The organism is Nocardioides sp. CFH 31398 (assembly GCF_022436705.1).
Classification (GTDB): Bacteria; Actinomycetota; Actinomycetes; order Propionibacteriales; family Nocardioidaceae; genus Nocardioides.
In genome coordinates, this window is sequence record NZ_JAKUHT010000012.1 from 281,770 (window position 1) to 304,195 (window position 22,426).

27 protein-coding genes are annotated in these 22,426 nt (G+C 74.9%); 18 read left to right on the forward strand and 9 right to left on the reverse strand.

Annotated elements, in window-relative coordinates; translation table 11 throughout:
- Positions 1-7: 7 nt before the first annotated feature.
- Positions 8-712, reverse strand: coding sequence for a hypothetical protein (locus MJ876_RS12370; protein ID WP_240236587.1), 705 nt, complete (start codon positions 710-712; stop codon positions 8-10).
- A 111-nt stretch (positions 713-823) separates the two neighbouring features.
- Between MJ876_RS12370 and efeU the strand changes: the two genes are divergently transcribed.
- The 3 genes from efeU to efeB are packed head-to-tail and all read left to right on the forward strand — an operon-like array spanning position 824 to position 4,158.
- Complete coding sequence (efeU, locus tag MJ876_RS12375; RefSeq protein ID WP_240236588.1) at positions 824-1,696, forward strand: iron uptake transporter permease EfeU; 873 nt, start codon at positions 824-826, stop codon at positions 1,694-1,696.
- Between the two features lie 10 nt (positions 1,697-1,706).
- Complete coding sequence (efeO, locus tag MJ876_RS12380; RefSeq protein ID WP_240236589.1) at positions 1,707-2,879, forward strand: iron uptake system protein EfeO; 1,173 nt, start codon at positions 1,707-1,709, stop codon at positions 2,877-2,879.
- A gap of 4 nt (positions 2,880-2,883) precedes the next feature.
- On the forward strand, positions 2,884-4,158 hold the full coding sequence (gene efeB / locus MJ876_RS12385; protein ID WP_240236590.1) for an iron uptake transporter deferrochelatase/peroxidase subunit: 1,275 nt from the start codon (positions 2,884-2,886) through the stop codon (positions 4,156-4,158).
- 110 nt (positions 4,159-4,268) lie between these two features.
- Here the strand turns inward: efeB and MJ876_RS12390 are convergent, their stop codons facing one another.
- A complete protein-coding gene (locus MJ876_RS12390; protein ID WP_240236591.1) occupies positions 4,269-4,838 on the reverse strand; it encodes an O-methyltransferase in 570 nt (189 codons plus the stop codon).
- A 404-nt stretch (positions 4,839-5,242) separates the two neighbouring features.
- Here MJ876_RS12390 and MJ876_RS21760 point away from each other — a divergent pair, with 404 nt between their 5' ends.
- The 8 genes from MJ876_RS21760 to MJ876_RS12425 all read left to right on the forward strand — a co-directional run bounded on the left by MJ876_RS21760 (position 5,243) and on the right by MJ876_RS12425 (position 11,368).
- A complete protein-coding gene (locus MJ876_RS21760) occupies positions 5,243-5,368 on the forward strand; it encodes a hypothetical protein (RefSeq protein ID WP_275694858.1) in 126 nt (41 codons plus the stop codon).
- A 21-nt stretch (positions 5,369-5,389) separates the two neighbouring features.
- On the forward strand, positions 5,390-6,487 hold the full coding sequence (locus MJ876_RS12395; RefSeq protein ID WP_240236592.1) for a 3-isopropylmalate dehydrogenase: 1,098 nt from the start codon (positions 5,390-5,392) through the stop codon (positions 6,485-6,487).
- 52 nt (positions 6,488-6,539) lie between these two features.
- Positions 6,540-7,616 (forward strand): branched-chain amino acid aminotransferase, encoded by a 1,077-nt coding sequence (locus MJ876_RS12400; protein ID WP_240236593.1) that lies wholly within the window; start codon positions 6,540-6,542, stop codon positions 7,614-7,616.
- A gap of 65 nt (positions 7,617-7,681) precedes the next feature.
- A complete protein-coding gene (locus tag MJ876_RS12405) occupies positions 7,682-8,323 on the forward strand; it encodes a YoaK family protein (RefSeq protein ID WP_240236594.1) in 642 nt (213 codons plus the stop codon).
- A gap of 17 nt (positions 8,324-8,340) precedes the next feature.
- Entirely contained in the window at positions 8,341-8,967 is a 627-nt protein-coding gene (locus MJ876_RS12410; RefSeq protein WP_240236595.1) for a DUF1684 domain-containing protein, read from the forward strand.
- Between the two features lies 1 nt (position 8,968).
- Positions 8,969-10,006 carry a hypothetical protein gene (locus tag MJ876_RS12415; protein ID WP_240236596.1) on the forward strand — a complete coding sequence of 346 codons (1,038 nt, stop codon included), beginning with the start codon at positions 8,969-8,971 and terminating at the stop codon, positions 10,004-10,006.
- Positions 10,003-10,266: a hypothetical protein gene (locus tag MJ876_RS12420; RefSeq protein WP_240236598.1), complete on the forward strand. Its 264-nt coding sequence runs from the start codon at positions 10,003-10,005 to the stop codon at positions 10,264-10,266. Before MJ876_RS12415 ends, MJ876_RS12420 begins: the two co-directional genes overlap by 4 nt.
- 475 nt (positions 10,267-10,741) lie before the next feature.
- Positions 10,742-11,368, forward strand: a complete 627-nt coding sequence (locus MJ876_RS12425) for a hypothetical protein (RefSeq protein ID WP_240236600.1) — start codon at positions 10,742-10,744, stop codon at positions 11,366-11,368.
- Here MJ876_RS12425 and MJ876_RS12430 read toward each other — a convergent pair.
- Positions 11,358-11,711, reverse strand: coding sequence for a DUF2200 domain-containing protein (locus MJ876_RS12430; RefSeq protein WP_240236601.1), 354 nt, complete (start codon positions 11,709-11,711; stop codon positions 11,358-11,360). The genes MJ876_RS12425 and MJ876_RS12430 overlap by 11 nt on opposite strands.
- Positions 11,712-11,810: 99 nt before the next feature.
- Between MJ876_RS12430 and MJ876_RS12435 the strand changes: the two genes are divergently transcribed.
- From MJ876_RS12435 to cimA, 3 genes are all read left to right on the forward strand, one after another.
- Positions 11,811-12,209, forward strand: coding sequence for an MmcQ/YjbR family DNA-binding protein (locus tag MJ876_RS12435; RefSeq protein WP_240236603.1), 399 nt, complete (start codon positions 11,811-11,813; stop codon positions 12,207-12,209).
- A gap of 86 nt (positions 12,210-12,295) precedes the next feature.
- Positions 12,296-14,179: a serine/threonine-protein kinase gene (locus tag MJ876_RS12440; protein WP_240236604.1), complete on the forward strand. Its 1,884-nt coding sequence runs from the start codon at positions 12,296-12,298 to the stop codon at positions 14,177-14,179.
- A gap of 176 nt (positions 14,180-14,355) precedes the next feature.
- Positions 14,356-15,957 (forward strand): citramalate synthase, encoded by a 1,602-nt coding sequence (cimA, locus tag MJ876_RS12445; RefSeq protein ID WP_240236605.1) that lies wholly within the window; start codon positions 14,356-14,358, stop codon positions 15,955-15,957.
- A 33-nt stretch (positions 15,958-15,990) separates the two neighbouring features.
- Here the strand turns inward: cimA and MJ876_RS12450 are convergent, their stop codons facing one another.
- A complete protein-coding gene (locus tag MJ876_RS12450) occupies positions 15,991-16,581 on the reverse strand; it encodes a TetR/AcrR family transcriptional regulator (RefSeq protein ID WP_240236606.1) in 591 nt (196 codons plus the stop codon).
- A gap of 106 nt (positions 16,582-16,687) precedes the next feature.
- Here MJ876_RS12450 and MJ876_RS12455 point away from each other — a divergent pair, with 106 nt between their 5' ends.
- The 3 genes from MJ876_RS12455 to MJ876_RS12465 are packed head-to-tail and all read left to right on the forward strand — an operon-like array spanning position 16,688 to position 18,389.
- Positions 16,688-17,236 (forward strand): NAD(P)H-dependent oxidoreductase, encoded by a 549-nt coding sequence (locus tag MJ876_RS12455; RefSeq protein WP_240236607.1) that lies wholly within the window; start codon positions 16,688-16,690, stop codon positions 17,234-17,236.
- 47 nt (positions 17,237-17,283) lie between these two features.
- Entirely contained in the window at positions 17,284-17,829 is a 546-nt protein-coding gene (locus MJ876_RS12460; RefSeq protein ID WP_240236608.1) for an NUDIX hydrolase family protein, read from the forward strand.
- 11 nt (positions 17,830-17,840) lie between these two features.
- Complete coding sequence (locus MJ876_RS12465; protein ID WP_240236609.1) at positions 17,841-18,389, forward strand: GNAT family N-acetyltransferase; 549 nt, start codon at positions 17,841-17,843, stop codon at positions 18,387-18,389.
- Positions 18,390-18,444: 55 nt separating this feature from the next.
- On the opposite strand, the gene MJ876_RS12470 is transcribed toward MJ876_RS12465, so the two are convergent.
- The 3 genes from MJ876_RS12470 to MJ876_RS12480 are packed head-to-tail and all read right to left on the reverse strand — an operon-like array spanning position 18,445 to position 20,349.
- The gene (locus MJ876_RS12470) at positions 18,445-19,053 is read right to left on the reverse strand and encodes an energy-coupling factor transporter transmembrane component T (RefSeq protein WP_240236610.1); all 609 of its coding nucleotides are present in this window, start codon (positions 19,051-19,053) and stop codon (positions 18,445-18,447) included.
- A 7-nt stretch (positions 19,054-19,060) separates the two neighbouring features.
- Positions 19,061-19,747 carry an energy-coupling factor ABC transporter ATP-binding protein gene (locus tag MJ876_RS12475; RefSeq protein WP_240236611.1) on the reverse strand — a complete coding sequence of 229 codons (687 nt, stop codon included), beginning with the start codon at positions 19,745-19,747 and terminating at the stop codon, positions 19,061-19,063.
- The gene (locus MJ876_RS12480) at positions 19,744-20,349 is read right to left on the reverse strand and encodes a biotin transporter BioY (protein WP_240236612.1); all 606 of its coding nucleotides are present in this window, start codon (positions 20,347-20,349) and stop codon (positions 19,744-19,746) included. The genes MJ876_RS12475 and MJ876_RS12480 overlap by 4 nt, the downstream gene beginning before the upstream one ends.
- Before the next feature lie 104 nt (positions 20,350-20,453).
- Between MJ876_RS12480 and MJ876_RS12485 the strand changes: the two genes are divergently transcribed.
- Entirely contained in the window at positions 20,454-21,020 is a 567-nt protein-coding gene (locus tag MJ876_RS12485) for a TetR family transcriptional regulator (protein WP_240236613.1), read from the forward strand.
- Positions 21,021-21,045: 25 nt separating this feature from the next.
- On the opposite strand, the gene MJ876_RS12490 is transcribed toward MJ876_RS12485, so the two are convergent.
- Positions 21,046-21,705 (reverse strand): hypothetical protein, encoded by a 660-nt coding sequence (locus MJ876_RS12490; protein ID WP_240236614.1) that lies wholly within the window; start codon positions 21,703-21,705, stop codon positions 21,046-21,048.
- A complete protein-coding gene (locus MJ876_RS12495) occupies positions 21,702-22,247 on the reverse strand; it encodes a sigma-70 family RNA polymerase sigma factor (RefSeq protein WP_240236615.1) in 546 nt (181 codons plus the stop codon). Before MJ876_RS12495 ends, MJ876_RS12490 begins: the two co-directional genes overlap by 4 nt.
- Positions 22,248-22,426 lie beyond the last annotated feature (179 nt).

The following is a 22,426-nucleotide window of genomic DNA, read 5'->3' on the forward strand; positions in this document are numbered from 1 at the left end:
CGGTTTCCTAGCGCTCGACCCGCCCGGGTCGCGCCACGCGGTCGAGCAGTCGGACCCCCTCCCGGGCCTCGACGTCGACGCGGCGGACCACCCGGCCGGACCCCGCCGCCGGGAGGGGGACGTCGTACGCCCAGGGGCCGGCGGCGAGCCGCATCACCTGCGTCACGAGGACGGCGCTGCCGCGACGGGAGACGAGATCGACGAGCAGGACCGGGTCCGTGCCGCCGTTGGTCCGCAGCACCTGGCTGCGCAGGAGCGTCCCGCCGGGGATCCCGTCCGGGGCCCGGGGGTCTGGCGCCAGCGGCGTCAGGGTCGAGTCCGTCACCCGCAGGCCGTCGACACGGACGCAGGGTCCCTCGGAGCGGAGGCGGCGGACCCAGGCGCCGGCCGCGGCGGCGTCGCGGTGGAGCGTCAGCTCCCTGGTCACCGTCAGGCCGTCGACACGACGGAGGTCGGAGACCTGGTCGCGCACGTCGGGGTCCGTCGGGGGACTCGGTCGACCCTGCGGGCCGGTGCAGAGGGTGCCGAAGCCGATGCCGAAGCGGGCGACGACCCCCGGCCGGAGCGCGCGCGCCCGTTCCCGCACGGCGTCGTCCTCGGGCAGCACCCCGATGGTGTCGGTCGGCTCCGGCGGTCGGGCGGCGGGCTCGTCCGCCGCGGAGCAGCCACCGAGCAGCAGCACGGAGGCCGCGATGACGCCGAGCCGCCGCATGGGTCCCCCTCCGGACGAGTGCGGCGAGCATAGGCAGGCCCGTCGAACCTGTGAGGATTCACAGCAAGGTTTGGTGAGGCATACCTAAGTCCGACGGTAGATTCCTGGTCCGTGCTCGCCAACTTCCTCATCGGCCTGCGCGAGGGCCTGGAGGCCGGCCTCGTCGTGTCGGTGCTCGTCGCCTACCTCGTGCGCTCCGACCGGTCCCACCTGCTGCCGCGGGTGTGGGCCGGCGTCGGCCTCGCGGTCGCGGTGTCGCTGGGGTTCGGCGCGCTGCTGACCTTCGGGCCCCGCGGGCTGACCTTCGAGGCCCAGGAGGCGATCGGCGGCACCCTGTCGATCGTCGCCGTCGGCTTCGTGACCTGGATGGTGTTCTGGATGGCTCGCGCGGCCCGCTCGTTGTCCGGGCAGCTGCGCGGCCAGGTGGACGTCGCCGCCGAGGGCGGCTGGTTCGCCCTGGCGCTCATCGCCGCGCTGGCCGTCGGCCGCGAGGGCCTCGAGACCGCGCTGTTCCTGTGGTCGGCCAGCCAGGTCGCGACCAGCGGCGCCGGCGCCGCGACCCCCACCTGGGAGCCGCTGCTCGCCGCGCTGCTCGGCATCCTGGTCGCCGTCGGGATCGCCTACCTGCTCTACCGCGGCGCGATCCGGTTGAACCTGACGCGGTTCTTCACCGTCACCGGCGCCTTCCTCATCGTCGTCGCCGCCGGCGTGCTGTCGTACGGCGTCCACGACCTGCAGGAGGCCGGGATCCTGCCCGGGCTGAACGCCTACCTGTTCGACGTCTCCGCCCAGGTCCCCGCCGGCTCCTGGTACGGCGTCCTGCTCAAGGGCACCCTCAACTTCTCCCCGGCCACGACGTACCTCGAGGCCGCCGCCTGGGTCCTGTACGCCGTGCCGACCATGACCCTCTTCCTGCTCGCCGCCCGGCGTCGGCGTACGGCGCCCGCGCCGGTGGCCCCCGCTCCCGTCCCGTCCAGCACCTGAAGGCCCACCCATGACCCGCCGTCTCACGGCCGCCGTCGCGCTCGTCGCGCTCGCGGTCCCCGTCCTGTCGTCCTGCACCGAGAACGCCCCGGCCGCCGAGGGGAGCGACGGCGACGGCCGGACCCTCACCGTCTCGTCGTCCGCCGACGCCTGCGACGTGTCGGCCACCGAGGCGCCCGCCGGCACGCTGCGCTTCGACGTCACGAACGCCGGTGACGAGGTCACCGAGTTCTACCTGCTCGGCGAGGACGGGCTCCGCATCGTCGGCGAGGTCGAGAACGTCGGCCCCCAGCTGACCCGCCAGCTCGTCGTCAACGCCCCCGCCGGGGACTACGTGACCGCCTGCAAGCCCGGCATGGTCGGCGAGGGGATCCGCTCCGACTTCACGGTGACGCCGTCCGACGAGGAGGTGCAGGTCTCGGCCGACGAGCAGGAGCTCGTCGACGCCGCCGAGTCGTCGTACCAGACCTACGTGCAGGACCAGTCCGACCAGCTGCTGGTGAAGACCCGCGAGTTCGCGGAGGACTACACCGCCGGGGACGACGACGCCGCCCGCGCGCTCTACCCCGTCGCGCGCACGCACTGGGAGCGCATCGAGACCGTCGCGGAGTCCTTCGGCGACCTCGACCCCCGCATGGACGCCCGCGAGGCCGACCTCGAGCCCGGCCAGCGCTGGACCGGCTGGCACCGCATGGAGAAGGACCTCTGGCCGCAGCGCGCCGGCGACTACACGCCGCTGACCGACGCCCAGCGCCGCACCTTCGCCGACGGCCTGGTGGCCGACACCGAGGAGCTCGACCGCCGTATCGGCGACCTCGACTTCACCGTCGACCAGATCGCCAACGGCTCCCGCGGCCTGCTCGAGGAGGTCGCCACCGGCAAGGTGACGGGCGAGGAGGAGTACTGGTCGCGCACCGACCTGTGGGACTTCCAGGCCAACGTCGACGGCGCCCGCGTCGGGTACGACGGCGTCGCGCCCATCGTCGAGGAGAAGGACCCCGAGCTCGCCTCCCAGCTCGAGCTGCGGTTCACCGACCTCCAGGAGCTGCTCGACGCGCAGCGCGAGGGCGACGGCTTCGTGTCGTACGACGAGCTGTCGAAGCAGGAGGTCCGCGACCTCGCCGACGCCGTCAACGCGCTGTCCGAGCCGCTGTCGCGGCTGACCGCCGTCGTGGTGGCCTGACGTCGTGCCCCCGATCAGTCGCCGGGGTCTGCTCGGCGGCGGTGTCGCCGCCGCCGGGCTGGCCGGGGCGGGCGTCGTCGGCGCCTCGCTCGCGGGCGCCTCGGACGGGTCCTCGCCCTGGCCGGGTCCCGGGGTCGCCGAGACCTACCCGTTCCGGGGGGCGCACCAGGCCGGGATCGTCACGCCCGCCCAGGACCGCCTGCACTTCGCCGCCTTCGACGTCACCACCGACGACCGGGAGGCGCTCGTCGCGCTGCTGACGGCGTGGACGGCGGCCGCCGAGCGCATGACGGCCGGCGAGCCGGCCGGTCCGGTCGGGCCCGTCGAGGGCGCCGCGGACCTGCCGCCGGACGACACGGGCGAGGCCATCGGCCTGCCCGCCAGCGGGCTCACGATCACGTTCGGGTTCGGGCCGTCGCTGTTCCGCGACGCCGACGGCAGGGACCGCTTCGGGCTGGCCGGCCGACAGCCCGCCTCGCTGAGGGACCTGCCGCACTTCCCGGGCGACGTCCTCGCGCCGGGACGCAGCGGGGGAGACCTCTGCGTCCAGGCCTGCGCGCAGGACCCGCAGGTCGCCGTCCACGCGATCCGCAACCTCGTGCGGATCGGCTTCGGCACCGTCTCGGTGCGGTGGTCGCAGCTCGGGTTCGGGCGGACCTCCAGCACCAGCTCCAGCCAGGAGACCCCACGCAACCTGTTCGGCTTCAAGGACGGCACCGCGAACGTCCTGGCCGAGGAGACCCAGGCGCTCGCGGACCACGTCTGGGTGGGTGAGGACGACGACCCGGCCGGCTCCTGGCTCGCCGGTGGCTCCTACCTCGTCGCCCGCCGCATCGCCATGACGATCGAGACCTGGGACCGCCAGACCCTCGCCGAGCAGGAGTCCATCGTCGGGCGCACGAAGGGGACCGGCGCGCCGCTGTCGGGCGGCGACGAGCACACCCCGATCGACTTCGCCATGCCCGGCAGCAACGGCCAGCCCGTCGTCCCCGTCGACTCCCACGTGCGCGTCGTCCACCCGGACCACAACGGCGGGGCGCGGATGCTGCGCCGCGGCTACACCTTCGTCGACGGCACGACCGACCTCGGCGGCCTCGACGCCGGCCTGTTCTTCCTCGCCTTCGTCCGAGACCCCCTCACCGACTTCGTGCCGGTCCAGCAGGCGATGTCCCGCCACGACGCGATGACGGAGTACCTCCGCGTCACCGGCTCCGCCGTCTTCGCCGTCCCACCCGGTGCCGGTGAGGGCGAGCACGTCGGGCAGGCGCTCTTCGCCTGAGGGACCGCCGTCGGCGGTCCCGACGCGCCCGACCACCTCCGCGTGAGGTGGTCGAGCAGGCAGCGAGCCATGGCGAGCGACCGCGTCGAGACCGCGGCGCGCTCCAGTGGTCAGCGGCGGGTGGCGAGCACCGCGGAGGCGTCGGGGGCGACCATGACCTCGGCGGCGGTGAAGCGCTCGTCGGTGAGCCACTCCTCGCGCAGGTAGTCGACGCGGCCGCCGGTGATCGGCGGCCACGACTCGCACGGCACGAAGTCGTCGAGGACGACGATGCCGCCCGGGCCGACGAGGTCGGCGATCGCGTCGACGCGTACGCCGGCCGGGTCGCCGGCGTCCACGAAGAGCAGGGAGAACGGAGCGCGGTCGCGCAGGGTCGACCAGTCGGCGCCGATGACCTCGACCTGGTCGTCGCCGTCGAAGATCTCCGCGGCGGCGTCGGCGAGCTTCGCGTTCAGCTCGGCCGTCACCAGCCGCACGTCGTCCGAGCGGACGCCGGAGCGCAGCCAGGCGGTCCCCACGCCGGTGCCGGTGCCGAACTCGGCCATCGTCCCCGTCCGCGTCGCGGCCAGGGTGGCGAGCAGCCGGCCGGTCTCGTTGCGGCAGAACGACGCGTAGCCGGCTCGTCTGGAGACGTCGAAGGCGCGGCGCACGATCTCGGGAAGCTCGGGGGGCGCGCTCATCCACCGAGTCTGGCCGAGTCCCTCATCGCAAGACTCCCGTCTCGCATCGTGAACTTGCGGGAAAACCCCCGAGACAGCCGACGAGTCGCCGGGTAGCGTGCGAAGCACTATGCGCAGCGTGCTCGTACTCATCGACCGCCGCGGCGGGGCCTGACAGAGAGGCCACCTCGCCGCGGCGTTCGGCGTTGCGTCAGGCCTCTCGACCCCCTTCTCAGCTCGACCCCGATCCGCTTCCCGGATCGGCGGCTCCGTGCCGGGTCACAGGCCCACCCGTCTCCTGGCTCGGCCGAGAGCGGTGCCACGCGATCCGTGGCACGTCGTCCTCGCCTCCCCGGTGCGGAGCCCACCACCCTCGAAACCCCCGACGGACCACGCCGTGGTCCGAGACCAGGAGACGACCTGCCATGTACGACATGTATCCCGACTGGGGCCCCGCCCGTCACCACCCCGAGCACCCCTCCAGCACCGACGCGCTGCAGGAGGCGATGGACCGCCGCGACCAGGGTGGACCCCGCCCCGACGACAACTGAGGAGTCGCTAGCGTCCGGGGCATGAACGACAGCGCCGCGACCACTCCGCCGACCGTCACCCCGCCCACCGGCACCGTTGCCCTGGCGGTGATCCCCGGGGACGGGATCGGACCGGAGGTGACCTCCGAGGCCCTCAAGGTCCTGCAGGCGGTGGCGCCGAGCGGTGTCGAGTTCGCCCCGACGACGTACGACCTGGGTGCGGAGCGCTACCTCGCGACCGGCGAGGTGCTCCCGGACTCGGTCCTGGAGGAGGTCCGCGGCCACGACGCGATCCTCCTCGGCGCGGTCGGCGGCAAGCCGGGTGACACCCGGCTGCCCGCCGGCGTCCTCGAGCGGGGGCTGCTGCTGCGGCTCCGCTTCGAGCTCGACCACTACGTCAACCTGCGGCCCACCCGGCTGTTCCCCGGCGTCGTGTCGCCCCTCGCCGACCCCGGCGAGGTCGACTTCGTCGTCGTCCGCGAGGGCACCGAGGGGCCGTACACCGGCAACGGCGGCGCCCTGCGCGTCGGCACCCCGGCGGAGGTCGCCACGGAGGTCTCCGTCAACACGGCGTACGGCGTCGAGCGCGTCGTCCGCGACGCCTTCGCGCGGGCGCAGCGCCGCCCGGCCAAGAAGCTCACGCTGGTCCACAAGACCAACGTCCTCGTCCACGCCGGCGGCATCTGGAGCCGGGTCGTGAACGAGGTGGCCCGGGAGTTCCCCGAGGTGACCGTGGACTACCTCCACGTCGACGCCACGATGATCTTCCTGACCACCGACCCCGCCCGCTTCGACGTGATCGTCACCGACAACCTCTTCGGGGACATCGTCACGGACCTCGCCGCCGCCATCTCCGGCGGCATCGGGCTCGCCGCCTCCGGCAACGTCAACCCCGACCGGACGGCGCCCAGCATGTTCGAGCCGGTCCACGGCTCGGCCCCCGACATCGCCGGCCAGCAGAAGGCCGACCCCACCGCCGCGATCCTGTCGGCGGCGCTCATGCTCGACCACCTCGGCCTGCCCGAGCAGGCGGAGGCCGTCGAGCGCGCCGTCCTCGACGACCTGGCCGCCCGCACCCCGGGCGAGGCCCGTCGTACGGCGGAGGTCGGCGACGCCATCGCCGCCCGCCTCTCCCGCTGATCGCCCGCGGGAGCGGGTGAGCCCCACCACGAGAACGGATAGCGTGCCCGTCATGCAGATCAGCACCACCCCGAACCCCACGCCGGTCCCCGACGAGCGCCTGGCCGAGATCCTCGCCGCGCCCGGGTTCGGGACCCACTTCACCGACCACATGCTCACGGTCGAGTGGACCCCGGACGCCGGGTGGCACGACGCGCGGATCACGCCGTACGGCCCGCTCAGCCTCGACCCGGCCACGGCCGTCCTGCACTACGCGCAGGAGATCTTCGAGGGGATGAAGGCCTACCGCCACGACGACGGCTCGGTCTGGACCTTCCGGCCCGACGAGAACGCCCAGCGCATGGTGCGGTCGTCGCACCGCCTCGCGCTGCCAGTGCTCGACGCCGACGACTTCGTCTCCTGCGTCGACGCGCTGGTGCGCACCGACGAGCGCTGGGTCCCGGACGGCGAGGGGGAGAAGAGCCTCTACCTGCGCCCCTTCATGTTCGCCTCCGAGGCGTTCCTCGGGGTCCGTCCCGCCCAGCACGTGACGTTCATGGTCATCGCCTCGCCCGCCGGCGCCTACTTCAAGGGCGGCGTGCAGCCGGTCTCGCTGTGGCTGACCGAGGAGTACACCCGCGCGGGCCGTGGCGGCATGGGCGCGGCGAAGACGGGCGGCAACTACGCGTCGTCCCTCGTCGCCCAGCAGGAGGCCATCGCCGCCGGGTGCGACCAGGTCGTCTTCCTCGACGCCGAGCACGGGCGGTACGTCGAGGAGCTCGGCGGCATGAACATGTACTTCGTGCACCGCGACGGGCACATCTCGACCCCGGAGACCGGCACGATCCTCGAGGGCATCACCCGGGCCTCGGTCATCGAGCTCGCAGGCAAGATGGGCCACCACGTGGAGGAGCGCCGCTTCTCGATCGACGAGTGGCGCGACGGCGTGACCTCCGGCGAGATCACCGAGATCTTCGCGTGCGGCACCGCCGCGGTGATCACCCCCGTGGGCGAGCTGAAGTGGGACGGCGGGGGCGTCCCCGCCACCACGAACGGCTCGCCGGTCGCGCTGGCGATCCGCCAGGCGCTGGTGGACCTGCAGTACGGCCGCGCCGAGGACACCTTCGGCTGGATGCACCGGGTCGTCTGATCGCCACCGCCGCTCCCGACGCCCGCGTCGAGGCCGCCGGCCCCCGGGTCGGCGCGCTGCCGCTGGTGCTCGCGCTGACCTTCGCGACCGGGGTCGTCGACGCCGTGGGCTTCCTCGGGCTCGACCGCGTGTTCGTCGGCAACATGACCGGCAACGTCGTCGTGCTCGGCATGGGCCTCGCGGGCGCCGACGACCTCCCGGTCCTCGGGCCCGTGCTGGCGCTGGTCGGCTTCGCCGTCGGGGCCTTCCTCGGCGGCCGCCTCGTCCGCGGCTCGGGCTGGTCACGGCGCACCTCGGTGCTCGTGCTCGTCACCGGGCTCGTCGTCGCCGCGACGGCGGTCCTGGTGCTCGTGGCGGGCGACGAGCCGCCGTACGGCGTGACGGTCGGGACGACGACCGCGCTCGGCGCCGCCATGGGGCTGCAGGCCGCGACCGCCCGGGCGGTCGGGGTCAAGGACGTGACCACGGTGGTCGTCACCTCCACGATCACCGGCCTCTTCGCCGACGCCGGCCGCAGCGGCTCGTGGCGCGACGCCGGCCGTCGCTCGTCCGCGGTCGTCCTCATGCTCCTCGGGGCGCTGGTCGGGGCGCTGCTGCTCCTCGTGCACGCCGCGGCCGGGCTGGCCCTGGCCGCGGTGGTGACGCTCGTCGTGGCCGTGCTCGGCCTGTGGCCGGCTCGGCGAACCGACGCCGTGGCCAGGCGCTGACCGGTAGCGTCGAGCGGGTGTCGAGCCCCTTCACCCTCGTCGACTGGCGCGACCGGATGGCCGCCCTGTTCGCCGCCGTCCGCGCCGAGCAGGACCCGGCCACGGGCCACGCGCTGTGGCGCGAGGGCCGCGCGGACCTGTTCGCGCACCACCCGGACAGCCCGCTGCGCGAACAGCCGGAGCTGCGGGAGCGGGGCCTGTCCTACTGGCCCTACGACCCGGCGCTGCGCTTCGAGGTCCGCCTGGCCGAGGCCGGTCCCGACGCGACCGGCCCCGACGAGCTCGGCGTCGACACCGGGGACGACGGCGGCACCACGCTGCGTCGCGTCGGCCGGGTCGACCTGCCCGGGCTCGGCAGCCTCGACGTCTGGCGCCTCCACCAGTACGGCGGCGGGCTGTTCGTGCCGCTGCGCGACGGCACCTCGGGCGTGCCCGGCGACGACGGCGCGTCGTCGTACGGCGGGGGCAGGTACCTCGTCGACACCGCCAAGGGCGCCCACCTCGGCGTCGCCGACGGCACGCTGACGATCGACCTCAACTTCGCCTACCACCCGTCGTGCCGCTACGACCCGCGGTGGCGCTGCCCCCTCGCGCCGCCGGGCAACCGGCTCGAGGCGCGGGTCGAGGCGGGGGAGCAGTACTGAGGTGAACCCGAGCGCAGGGCTCGCCGACCTCGACTACAGGCCCGTCGAACGCGGCGCGGGCCTCGGCGAGCGCCTCCGTGCGGTCGGCAGGAGCCCGCGCCTCGTCATCGGCGGCACCGTCTCCGTGCTGACCCTCGCCGTCCCCGCGGTGGCCCTGGTCGTGATGGTCGCCCGCGGGCACACCGAGGACGGGGGACTGCTCTTCTTCCTCGGGCTGGTCGCGGCGGGCGGCCTGTACGCCATCGCCGACGTCCTCCGGCAGGCCGGTGGCCCGGGAGGCCTCGAGCGGTTCGCCGAGGTCAACGGTCTGCGACACCTCAGCGGCTCGGTCGCCACCCACTACCGAGGCAGCCGGTTCGCGGACGGCTCCCACGTGGTGGAATCCGCGGTACGCCTCGACGGCGACACCCTCGTCGAGGTCGGGGACCTGTTCCCGGTCACCCCGCTCCGTATGGGGGAGTCCGCCCGGGTCGCGACCGCCTACCTGCGGGTGGTCGTCGACGGTGCCCTCCCGGTGGGCGCTGCGGACGTGGCCCGCCGGGTCGTCGACGCCGTCGCGGAGAAGGAGCTCACGGCCCTGTTCGGCCCTGTCGCCGTCGAGGTCGGGTGGCGCGAGGTGACGGTGTACGGCACCCGTGGGTTGAGGCCGAGGGAGAAGGGCCGCCTGCGGAGCGCCCTGGTCCTCGCCGAGCGGATCGGAGTCGCCGCGACCGACGCGGCCGACCGGTCGGGTCCCGCCGCGCGGCGCACCCGTTCGGGCATCAGCATCCCGGAGCCGGCCCGCAAGGCGGCCGCCGGCGGCCGGCGGCTGCACCCCGCGGTCCTGGTGCTCGGGACGCTGGCGGCGCTGATCGTGCTCCCGCTGCTGTTCGCGGTCGTGATGTCGAGCCTCGAGCCCGTGACGCGGGGCAACGGACTCGTCGCCGCGGTCGTGGTCGGCGTCATGGTCGCCGTCGTCCTCGCCGTGGTGTCGCGGCTCGTGCGCCTCGCGCACACCCACCGACGGGCTGGCGACGGAGCGGGACGGGAGGCCCGATGACCGCTCCGACGCCCCGGGTGCGACGCCGGATCGAGGCCGATTTCGGCGAGCGGGCCGACGCCGTCGTCGACGCCGTCGCCGCGGCGGGGAGCACCGAGCGGCTGCAGGCGGCGATCGTCCTCGCCGCCCGGGCCCGGCCGGACCACCTCGAGGCCGCCCTGCGGCTCGCGGCACTCGACTGGCGCGACCTCCTCGTCGACGCCGGGCTGGAGCACGCCGACTGGCCCGCCCGACTGGACGCCGAGCTGGGTCCCTCCTGACGTGGTGAGGTCCCGACGAGCCGAGCATGCCGTGCCCGCTGAGGTGGTCCCGGCACCGCGGCGGTCGAGCTGGTCGAGGTGGTCGAGCAGCGAGGAGCTCTGGCGACGAGCGCGTCGAGACCGCCGGTCGCCGGGGGTGGTCCTGGCACTGCGGCGGTCGAGCTGGTCGAGGTGGTCGAGCAGCGAGGAGCTCTGGCGACGAGCGCGTCGAGACCGCCGGTCGCCGGCGGTGGTCCTGGCACCGCGGCGGTCGAGCTGGTCGAGACCGGGACCTCCCGGTGAGAGTCGGCATGGTCTCGACGGCCGCGCGGTTCCTGAGCCTGTCAACGGGCGCCGGGGGCTCGGTTGCTGCTCGACCAGCAAGCGGCCTCGGCGACGAGCGCGATGAGACCGCCGGTGGCGGGGTGACCGGCCGGGCCGCAGCCGACGACGCCGACGGGACCGACCGCACCGGCTCCGGGGTACCCGCACGGGCGTGGAGGTCGCCGAGCTCGTCGAGAAGCACCCGCGGGTGTTCCACGTCGCGGCCGCGGAGTCGTGGCCGTCGATCCAGCGCCACGGGCTGCTGTCCGCCGAGGCCCTGCTCGACAGGTACGGCGTCACCGGCGAGGAGCGTGACTCGCTGCTGCGCCGACCGCGTCCGCGGTCGGTGACCCTGCAGGACCCCGAGCTCGGCGTCGCCGTCGTCCGCGACCAGCTGCCCCTGAAGTTCATCGAGCGCCTCGTCGAGCCCGGCACCACCGTCGAGGACTTCTGCCTCGCCCTCAACGCCCGCACCTACCTCGCCGCCACCCGCGCGCGCCTGGACCGGCTGCTCGGCGCCCGCGCCTACCGCGGCCGTCCCCAGGTCGTGCTCACTGTCGACACCGTGGCACTGGTGGCCCGTCACGCCGACGCCGTCCGGCTCTGTCGCTTCAACAGCGGCGCCTGCACCCACCTCAGCCACCCGGTCCGCGGCCCCGGCTCGTGGTCGACGATCGCCGACTACCCGTACGACGCCCACCGCCGCCGGTACGGCGACCCGCTGGCCGAGGTGACCGTGCTGGGCGGCGTCCCGGACGTCACCGACCTGGTCACCGACCTCGAGTGGGTCACGCCGTGACGGGGCTGCGCAGCACCTTCGCCATCGGCCGGCCCTTGGCCAGCTCGTCGACCAGCTTGTCGAGGTAGCGGATCTTCTGCATCAGCGGGTCCTCCACCTCCTGGACCTTCACGCCGCAGACCGACCCGGTGATGAGGGAGGCGGAGGGGTTGAGGTCCGCGGCGTCGAAGAAGTCGACGAACGTCGTCCGCCCCTCGAGGTGCCGCTCCAGGGTGGCCTGGTCGAAGCCGGTCAGCCACCGCACGACCTCGTCGACCTCGTCCTTCGTCCGGCCCTTCCTCTCGGCCTTCGTGACGTAGTGCGGGTAGACGTCCGCGACGGCCGTGGTGAAGATCCGGTGCATGTCCGGCACGCTAGCCAGGAGCGGCGACGGCCGCCAGGAGCCCGGCTGCCCTCCCCGTCCGGTGACCGATGTCGGCGGGCTGGGGCACACTGTCGAGGCATGGCGCACGACCGCATGTACGACGACGCCGACCCTCTGCTGACGCGTCTGCGCGAGCTGGCGCTGGCCCTGCCGGAGGCCTACGAGAAGGAGGCCTGGGGGCGCCCGACGTTCCGCGCGGGCAAGATCTTCGCGATCTACGGCGGCGGGGTGAAGGTCGCGCCGGGCGACCACGAGCCGCACGACCGCGCCGTCCTGGTCAAGCCCGAGCCGGGGGAGGTCGCGGCGCTCGACGAGGACCCCCGCTTCTTCGTCCCGGCCTACTACGGGCCGTTCGGCTGGCGCGGGCTCGACCTCGACGGCGAGGACGTCGACTGGACCGAGGTCGCCGAGCTGCTCGACGCCTCCTTCCGCCAGGTCGCCAGCCGTTCGGCCGTCAAGGAGCTGGACTCCCGCTGAGCGGGGCCGGGCCGGGGCCTGAGCGCCACCTGAAGATGACACGCGGGGTCACGGGCCGGGGCGCCTCGCGCCGGTAGCGTGGGTCCGTGACCGCTACCCCCTGGGCTCGCCCTCCCGGCGAGATCGTCGTGGACGGCTACACGCTGCTGTCCAAGATCGGGGAGGGCGGCATGGGGGTCGTCCACCTCGCCCAGCGCCGCAACGGCCCGCGCGTCGCCCTGAAGGTGCTGCGGCCCCACGTGGTGGGCGGAGACGAGGGGCGCGCCCGCCTGGCCCGCGAGGTCACCTCCCTGAGCCGCGTCCGGTCTCGCCGCGTCGCGGAGATCGTGGACGCCGACCCCTGGGGCGAGATCCCGTACGTCGCGACCCGCTACGTCCCCGGTCCCGCCCTGCACGACTTCGTCGCCGACGAGGGCCCCATGACCGGGGGCACGCTGCGGCGCTTCGCCGCCGGGCTCGCCGAGGCGCTGCGCGCCGTGCACGACGTCGGGGTGCTGCACCGCGACATCAAGCCCTCCAACGTGCTCATCGAGGGCCGCGACCCCGTCCTCATCGACTTCGGGCTGGCCCGCCTCGCCGAGGAGGACCAGCGGCTGACACAGACCGGCTGGTTGCTGGGGACCCCCGGCTACCTGGCCCCCGAGATCCTCGAGGGGGACGACCCGACGTCCGCGGCCGACGTCCACTCGTGGGCGGCGACCGTCGTCTTCGCCGGCACCGGCCGCTCGCCGTTCGGCCGCGGCCCCGCGATGGCGGTGATGGACCGGGTCCGCCGCGGCGCCCACGACCTCGCCGGCCTGCCCGGGCCCGCGCGGCGGCTGCTCGAGCCCGCGCTTCACCCCGACCCGCTGGTCCGCCCCACCCTGGACGAGATCGCCGTCGAGCTGGAGGCCCCCCGGCCCCCCGCACCGGCTCCCGTGCCGGTCGTGGACGTCGAGGACACGCTCGAGGACCCCCCGCTGACGCTGCCGTACGCCGCTGTCCTCCGCGACGAGCGCGAGGCCCGCTCGGCCCAGGACGCCGACGCCGCCACCACCGTGGAGCCGCTGCCCCCGACCGCGGTCGAGACCCGCTACGACGACCGGTTCGACGACCGGTTCGACGACGACGACCTCGAGGACGTCGAGGACGGCTACGACGAGGGCGACGACGAGTACGACGGGGGCTACGACGCGTACGACGGGGGCTACGACGAGCGGCCCGTGATCGGGCTGGCTCCGCAGCGCGCGCCGTACCAGCAGCCGCCGCCGATCGACCCCCGGCTGCGACCCGCCGACCCGGACGCACCCGCGTGGGACCCGTACGACCCCCGCGACCCCTACGGTGCACGGCCCCCGTACGCACCGGACGCCCCGCCGCGGCAGAGCGCGGCGGAGCGCTTCCGCTCCTCGCTGCTCGTCGTCCTCGGCGGCGTCGGTGTCGCGGCCGGTGTCGCGGCGTACCCCTGGATCACGCTGATGGTCCTCGTCGTCGTGGTGTGGCTGCTGCGGGCCGTGTCCGCGGCGAGCAGCTCGGTGGCCGAGCGCCGCATGGTCCGCGGCCGCCGCTGGTACGACGTCCCCCGCGCGAGCGCGCTCCTGCCGTGGCACCTCGTGGCGACCGTGCCCGTGACGGTGCTGCTCTGGCTGTGGTCCCTCGGGTTCGCCGGGTGCGCCGCCGTCCTGGCGTGGGGCGTCGGGGCGGGGTCGAGCGCCGTCCTCGGCCTCTTCGGGGCCGTGCTGGCCCTCTGCCTGTGGACCGGGCCCGGTGGCGGACGCCTGCGGCGGCCCGTGCGCGGCCTGTTGCGGCCCGTCTCCGCGGAGGCCGCGTCCTGGGGCGTCGCGCTGCTGCTGGTCGGCGGCGCGGCCGTCGTCCTGGCCCTGCTGGTGTCGTCGCAGGGGACCTCGTGGCTGCCGGCCGAGGCCGCCCCGTGGGACGGCTGGCGCCTGCCGCGACTGCGTGACCTGCTCGGCGGCCGGGCCGGCGCCTGACCGCCCGCCTGACGGTCCCACCCTGGGCCGGACGACGGATCCGTGCCAGACTGCCCGACGTGCGTCACCTCATCGCCATTCTCTAGCGCGTCCGCGAACCTCTCGCCGACGCGCCGACCTCCTGCTCCCACAGGAGGTTTTTTCATGTCCCGAGTCCCACACAGAAGGCCGAACCGATGAACCTGCAGGGCGACTTCCACGTCTACGACACGACGCTGCGCGACGGCGCGCAGCAGGAGGGCCTCAACCTCTCCGTCGCCGACAAGCTGACCATCGCCCGGCGCATCGACGAGCTGGGTGTCGGCTACATCGAGGGCGGCTGGCCGGGGGCGAACCCGAAGGACACCGAGTTCTTCCGCCGCGCCCGGTCCGAGCTCGACCTGAAGCACGCCCGTCTGACCGCCTTCGGCGCCACCCGCCGGGCCGGGGCGAAGGCCGCCGACGACCCGCTGGTCGCCGCCCTGCGCGACTCGGGCGCGCAGACGATCACCCTCGTCGCCAAGTCGCACGACCGCCACGTCGAGCTGGCGCTGCGGACCACGCTGGAGGAGAACCTCGCGATGGTCCGCGACACCGTCACCCACCTGCGTGCCGAGGGCCGCCAGGTCTTCGTCGACGCCGAGCACTTCTTCGACGGCTACCGCGACAACCGCGACTACGCCCTCGAGGTGCTGCGCGCGGCCTGGGAGTCCGGCGCCGAGGTCGTCGCGCTGTGCGACACCAACGGCGGGATGCTCCCGCCCTGGGTGACCGAGGTCGTCTCCGACGTCATGACCGTCGCGAACGAGTCCGGCGGCCGCGTCGGCATGCACGCGCACAACGACACCGGCTGCGCCGTCGCGAACAGCCTCGCCGCCGTCGCCGCGGGCGCCACCCACGTCCAGGGCTGCCTCAACGGGTACGGCGAGCGCACCGGCAACGCCGACCTCGTCACCGTCGTCGCGAACCTCGAGCTGAAGACCGGTCGCCAGGCGCTCCCCGAGGGCCGACTCGCGGAGGCGACCCGCATCGCCCACGCCGTCGCGGAGAACACGAACATCCCGCCCGCGTCGCGCCAGCCGTACGTCGGGTCCTCGGCGTTCGCCCACAAGGCCGGGCTGCACGCCAGCGCCATCAAGGTCGACCCGAACCTCTACCAGCACATGGATCCCGCCGGCGTCGGCAACGACATGCGCCTGCTCGTCTCGGACATGGCCGGCCGCGCGTCCATCGAGCTCAAGGGCCGCGAGCTGGGCTTCGACCTGTCGGCGGACAAGGAGCTGCTCACCACCATCACCGACCGGGTGAAGGAGCTCGAGGCCGGCGGGATGAGCTTCGAGGCCGCCGACGCGTCGTTCGAGCTGCTGCTGGCCGACCTCGCCGGCGGCGGGCGGCCGTCGTACTTCGAGATCGAGTCGTGGCGTGTCATCACCGAGAGCGGCGGCGGGACGGCCGGTCCCGAGGCGGTCTCCGAGGCCACCGTCAAGCTCCGCGCCGGCGGCGAGCGCCACGTGGTGACGGGGGAGGGGAACGGTCCCGTCAACGCCCTCGACCAGGCCCTCCGCGGCGCCATCGGCCGGGCGTACCCCGAGGTCGCGAAGTTCGACCTCGTCGACTACAAGGTCCGCATCCTCGACCAGGGCCACGGCACCGACGCCGTCACCCGCGTGCTCATCGAGACCGCGGACGGCGAGACCACCTGGGTCACCGTCGGCGTCGGGCACAACGTGGTGGAGGCCTCCTGGGCCGCGCTGCTCGACGGCCTCACCTACGGGCTGCGCCGCCACCACGTGGCCTGACCACCGAACCCGGGCCGACCCGGGGGGCCGGTGCTACTCCCGGACGATCCGGCGGGCCAGGTCGGTCCAGGACTCGAGCACGCGGTCGACCGGGAAGTCGGCGCGGCGCAGGTCGGGGTCGAGCAGGGGGACCTCGAGCGGCGCCAGCAGGGCGGTGGCGAGCATGGGCAGGTCGCCGGTGACGCCGAGCTCACGCAGCAGGTGGCGCACGTGCAGCACGGTGAAGAGGTGGGCGGGCCCGGACCGACGTCCGAACCCGCCGGCGGCCCGGATGAGGTCGGCGTTGAGCAGGGTGGTCTCGAGGCGGGAGCGCCCCAGGGCGACGAGGCGGTCCCACGGCGGCGCCCCGGGCCCCAGCGGCGGCTCGCCCGAGATGACGGCGGCCTGCCAGGCCTTCTCCGAGTCGTCGAGGACGGCGGTCATCAGGCCCTCACGCGAGCCAAACCGGCGGAACACCGTGCCCTTGCCGACCCCGGCCTCGGTCGCGACGGCGTCGGTGGTGACCGCCTCCACCCCGCACCGGGCGACCAGGGCGTGGGCGGCGCGCAGCAGGAGCTCGCGGTTGCGCACGGCGTCGCTGCGCTCCGGGGGCGGGTCCCCGACGAGGGGGAGGAGGTCGACCATGGTGCGCCCAACGTAGTGGGGACGCCCCCGGCCAGCCCGGGAATAGAAACGGACTGCGGTCCGGTTAGGGGTGGCGACCGAGACCGACCCCCCAGAGGAGATCCCCATGACCACCACCGTCGCCGTCCTCGTCGGCAGCCTCCGCGCCGACTCCGTCAACCGCCGCGTGGCCGAGCGCCTGCGCGACACCGCCCCGGAGGGCGTCGAGCTCCGGATCGTCGAGGGCCTCGACCTGCTGCCCTTCTACAACGAGGACGTCGACGCGCCCGGCCGCACGCCCGAGGCCGCCGTCCACCTGCGCGAGCAGGTCGCCGCCGCCGACCGCGTGCTGGCGGTGACGCCGGAGTACAACGGCACGATGCCCGCCGTCCTGAACAACGCCCTGGACTGGCTGTCGCGCCCGTACGGCGCCGGCGCCGTGGTCGGCAAGCCGTTCGGCGTCGTCGGCGTCACGCCCACGCCGTACGGCGGGAAGTGGTCCCACGCGGACGCTGCCCGCTCGGCCGGGATCGCCGGTGCGACCGTCGTCGAGGACGTCACCGTCTCCCAGTCGTCGATCGACGTCGACGTGCTCGCCGACGAGCAGGTGCAGCAGCGCCTGAGCGACGCCCTGCGCACGCTGGTCGCCGCCGAGCCGCAGACCGCCGCGGCCTGAGCGAGGGGCCTCGGAGGACCCGCCGGGGGCTGGGGGAGGATGGGCGCATGTCGTCCGTGCGCACCCCCGACCCCAACCCCGGCTGGCTCTCGGAGCTGGCGTTGGAGGAGACCCGGAGCCGGGTCCCGATCCTGTACGTCGAGGCCGTGCCCGTGCGGCTGACGCCCGAGGGCGTCGTGGAGCAGGTCGGCGTCCTGCTGCGCGGGTCCAGCACCGGGGAGATCACCCGGACGCTGGTCTCCGGGCGGGTCTACCACGGGGAGTCCATCCGGACCGCGCTCATGCGGAACCTCGAGAAGGACCTCGGCCCGATGGCGTTCCCCCGGCTCCCCGCGTGCCCGGTGCCGTTCACGGTGGCCGAGTACCTGCCCATGCCCGGGGTCAGCCCGCTGCACGACCCCCGGCAGCACGCCGTCGCACTCGTGTACGTCGTCCCGGTGACCGGGGACTGCGAGCCCCGCCAGGACGCCCTCGAGCTGACCTGGCTGACGCCCGCGGAGGCGCTGAGCGCCGAGCTGCGCGGCGAGCTGGAGGGCGGTCGCGGGCTGCTGCTGACCCAGGCGATGGCCCACGTGGGCGCGAACCTGGCCTGAGGCCGCCTGTCGTGACGGTCCGGCAGAGCACCTGCGCCACCGCGGACGTCGACGCGCCCACGCTCGCCGCGGTGCGTGGCCTGCTGGTCGAGGTCTTCGGGGACGCCGGGGACGAGGGCTTCACCGACGCCGACTGGGACCACACCCTCGGTGGCCACCACGTGCTCGCCCGGGAGGCCGGCGAGGTCGTCGGCCACGCCGCGCTCGTCTGCCGCCGGGTGCTGCACGACGGCCGCACGCTGCGCTGCGGCTACGTCGAGGGCGTCGTCGTCCGCGCCGACCGGCGGCGCCGGGGCATCGCCGACGCCCTCATGGCCGAGGTCGAGCGTCTGCTGGCCGGGTTCGACGTCGGCGCATTGGGCGCGACCGACGACGGGCGCCCGCTCTACCTGCGGCGCGGCTGGGTGCCGTGGCGCGGCCGGTTGTCCGCGCTGACGCCGTCCGGCGTCGTCCCCACCCCGGACGAGGAGGGCGACGTGCTGGTCATGGCGCTGCCCGGCGTCCCGCTCGACCTCGACGGCGGCCTGACCTGCGACTGGCGCCTCGGCGACCTCTGGTGAGCCGCTGAGCCCCGGGCGCTCCGAGCGACCGCGGTGGGTGACGGGAGGGACGACGTCAGTCGTCGCCGACGCCGCGGGCGTGGAGGGCCTGGCCGGTGGCGCGGGCGTTCGCGACGGTGCGCAGGGCCAGGGGGACGAGCAGGGCGCGCAGGTTGCGCTCGAGCCCCCGGGCGCGGGCCGCGTCGCGGGTCTCGCGAGCGAGGTCGAGGGTGGCGGGGACGCCGCGCAGCATCAGCGAGAACGCCAGTGCCACGGCCTCGGGTGAGACCCCCAGGCGGCGCAGGGGGCGCAGCCCGCGGGTGATCGCGTCGAGCATCGCGTCGATCGGGGTGGTCGTGGTGAGGACCGTCGCCAGCAGCACCAGCGTCGCCACGTCCCCCATCCGCTCGACCGCGCGCTCCCACCCCTGGGCCCACGCCAGCCAGGCGCCGAGCAGGACGACGAGCAGCAGGACCCCGCGCAGCGCCCGCCACACCGGTCGGACGCCACCGGCGGTCCAGGCGAGGACGGCGGCCGCCCCGACGACCAGCGGCAGGGCGGTGACGGGTCCGCTGACCACGACGACCACGACCCCGAGCACGATCAGGCCGAGGAGCTTAGTGCCCGCCCCGAGCCGGTGCAGCACCGTGGTGCCGGGACGGTGCAGCCCGAGGAGGTCGCTCACGGGCGTCTCACGCGGTGGCCCGGTAGTGGGCGACGACCTCGTCCGCGGCGCCGTCGGCGACCACCCGGCCGCCGTCCACGAGCAGCGCCCGGTCGCAGCGCGCGGCCAGCTCCAGGTCGTGGGTGACGAGCAGCAGCTGCTGGTCCAGCGACAGCAGCAGGTCGCCGATCCGGCGGGCGTTCGCGAGGTCGAGCAGCGTGGTCGGCTCGTCGGCGACGAGCACGGTCGGGTCCGTCGCGAGCACGCCGGCGAGCGCGAGCAGCTGGCGCTGGCCGCCGGACAGCGTGTGGACGCTGCGGTCTCCCAGACCCGCCAGCCCGTACGCCGCCAGCACGTCCTGCGCCGCGCGGCGCCGGGCGGCGGCGTCGCGGTGGGTGCGTCGCAGCGACAGGGCGACGTCCTCGACCGCGGTCGGCATCACCAGCTGCGCCGCGGGGTCGGTGAACACGAACCCGACCCGCCGGCGGACCTCCCGGCCCGAGCGGACGACGTCCAGGCCGTCGACCAGGACGTGACCGGACGTCGCCTCGACGAGCCCGTTGACGAGCCGGGCGAGCGTCGACTTGCCCGACCCGTTCGGGCCGATCAGGGCGACGCGTCGCTCCGTCAGGTCCAGCGAGGTCCGTTGGAGCACCTCGAGCGGGCCGTCGACGGTGTCGACGACCACCCGTGCGGACTCCAGGCGGATGCTCACGCGGGCGCGGGGTCCTTCGCGGCCGAGGTCGCACGCCGGCGGGGCAGCAGGTCGGGGAACGCCCGGTGCACGGCGGTCGCGACCACCCCGACCGCGAGGTTCTTCACGACGTCGCCGGGCCAGAAGACGAGGTCGACGGCGAACGCCTGGCCCCAGGTCATGTCCGCCAGCAGGACCAGGCCGGCGATGCCCAGGGTGTGGATGAACGCGAAGCTCCCGGCGAGGCCGGACAGCGCGATCAGCGGCACGCTGGTGGCCGCCCGGCGTCGGGGGAGACGCTCGACGAGGAAGCCGGCCAGCGCGGCGGCGAAGGGGAAGCCGAGCAGGTAGCCCGCGGTCGGCCCGACCAGCACCGCGAAGCCCGAGGCGCCGCCGGAGAAGACGGGCAGGCCCGCGGCCCCGACGACGACGTACAGGACGACGGCGAGGAAGCCACGGCGTGCGCCGAGGCAGGCGCCGGCGAGCAGCACGGCGAACGTCTGCAGCGTGATCGGCACGGGGGTGCCGGTCGGGATCGCCGGCAGCAGCGCGCAGACGGCGATCAGGGCGGCGAAGCCGGCGACGAGGGCGACGTCGGCGGGGGTGGATCGGCGGGTGGCCATGGTGCTCCTGCGGTGAGGAGGTCGCAGCGTCAGCGACCTGAACGGCGTTCAGGTTAGGCTGGGCGTCGTCCGGGTGCAACGCGGGGTCGGCAGGAGGTGGGTCGGTGGCGCGTCACCGTCGTGCGGACGTCGTCGACCGCGCCCTCGACGTCCTGGACCGCTACGGACTGGCCGACCTCACGATGCGCCGGCTGGCCGCCGAGCTCGACGTCAGGCCCAGCGCGCTCTACCACCACTTCGCCGACAAGCAGCACCTCCTCGGCGCGGTCGCCGACGCGCTGCTCGCCCGGGGCGGTGTCGGTGCGGCCCCGGACGACGACGTCGCCGCGGCCTGCCGTCGCCTGCGCGACGCGCTGCTGGCCTACCGCGACGGCGCCGAGGTCGTCGCCGCCGCGCTGGCGTTCGGGCTGGGCGGGACGGCGGCCTCCGAGGCCCTGGCGGCCGCGGTGGCTCGCGAGCAGGTCGCCGACGACCTCGCGCGGACGGCGACCGGCGCCCTGCTCCACCTCGTGCTCGGTCAGACCGCGCAGGAGCAGACCCACCTGCAGGCCCACTCCGCCGGCGCGATCACCGGCGACCCCCGCCCCGCGCCGGACGTCGACGCCGCCGTGGGTCTCGTCCTCGCCGGTCTGCGGGCCCGTGACGCGAGTGACGCGGGGGCCGGCGGCTGAGCCGGGACGGCCGGACCCAGCGGCCTCACTCGAGGACGAAGACCACGGCCGGGCTCTCCGGTCCGCTGTCGGGGCGCAGCCCGTGGTCCGGGGTGGCGGCCAGCAGCCCCGCCACGGTGCGGATGTTCACCTGACCGCGCCGGTCGAGCACCCTCACGGTGAGGGCCTGGCCCGCCACGGAGTCGTCGCACTCCTGCAGCCCGAGGCTGCCCTCGCGGCGCGCGGTCAGGCAGTGGGGCGCACCGTCGGTGGTGGCCACCGTGGCCAGACGGGTGGCGCCGTCGTCCCGTGTCTCCAGCCGCCACCCGGTCGGCAACGGCGAGCGGCTCAGGGAGACGACGCTGCTGATGCCGCCCTCGACGTCGGGGACGACCCAGCGGTCCGCGTAGGTCCTGATGTCGACGACCCGGGTCGCGGGGTCGGTCGTCGGGTCGGTCGCGGGGTCGGACGCCACCGGTGCCGAGGGCCCGGTCCCCGTCGTCCGCGGGGCGCCCAGCCCGCCGACCGTCGGGGCCAGGACGACGGCGGCCACCGCGACCGCCACACCCCCGGCCACGCGGCGGTTCCGCCGACGACGGTCGGCCCGTGCGCGCACGGTGGCGGGGCTCGGCAGGTGGGCGGAGGCGGTGCCGTGGTGGGCGAGGTCGCGGAGGGCCTCGGGGCCGGTCTCGGTCGGTGTGGTCATCGGGTCAGCTCCTCGGTGCCGGTGCGGGGGGCGCGGTCGGTGGGCCCGTCGGGTGGTGGCTCGGGGTCGAGCAGGCGTGCGAGGGCCGTGCGGCCCCGGGACAGGCGGGCCTTGACCGTCCCGGCCGGTGCGCCGACCTCGTCGGCGATCTCGGCGACGCTCAGCCCGACGAGGTGGTGCAGGACGACGGCCACGCGCTGCGCCGCCGGGATCTGCTGCAGCGCCGCGACGAGCGCCACGTGGTCCGGCCCGACCGTCTCGGCGACCGACCGCGTGGCGTCGCTCGCCGCGCGGTCGTGGGCACGCAGGCGGTTGCGCCAGACCCGCCAGCGGCTCACCGCGTCACGGGTGGCGACGCAGCGCACCCAGGCCTCCGGGCTGCGCATGCCCCGGACGGTCGACCAGCGCGCCCACGCCTTGAGGTAGGCCTCGGCGACGGCGTCCTCCGCCGCCGCCAGGTCCCCGGTGACGGCGTAGACGTGGCCCACGACCCGGTAGGCCGTCCCGGCGTAGAAGTCGTCGAACTCCGCGGTCTCCCGCATCGCACCACCCCTGTTCGTCGGCCCCGGCGGTGCCGGGGTCTCCGAGGATGACGCCTGGGCAGCGCGGCCGGTTGCACGCGGGTCGGTGGGTCGCTCTGGTGGGGTCACCGGGGTCTCCAGGCTCGCTGCGCTCGCACCCTTCGACAAGCTCAGGACACCGCCTCGACCAGCGGTGGGAC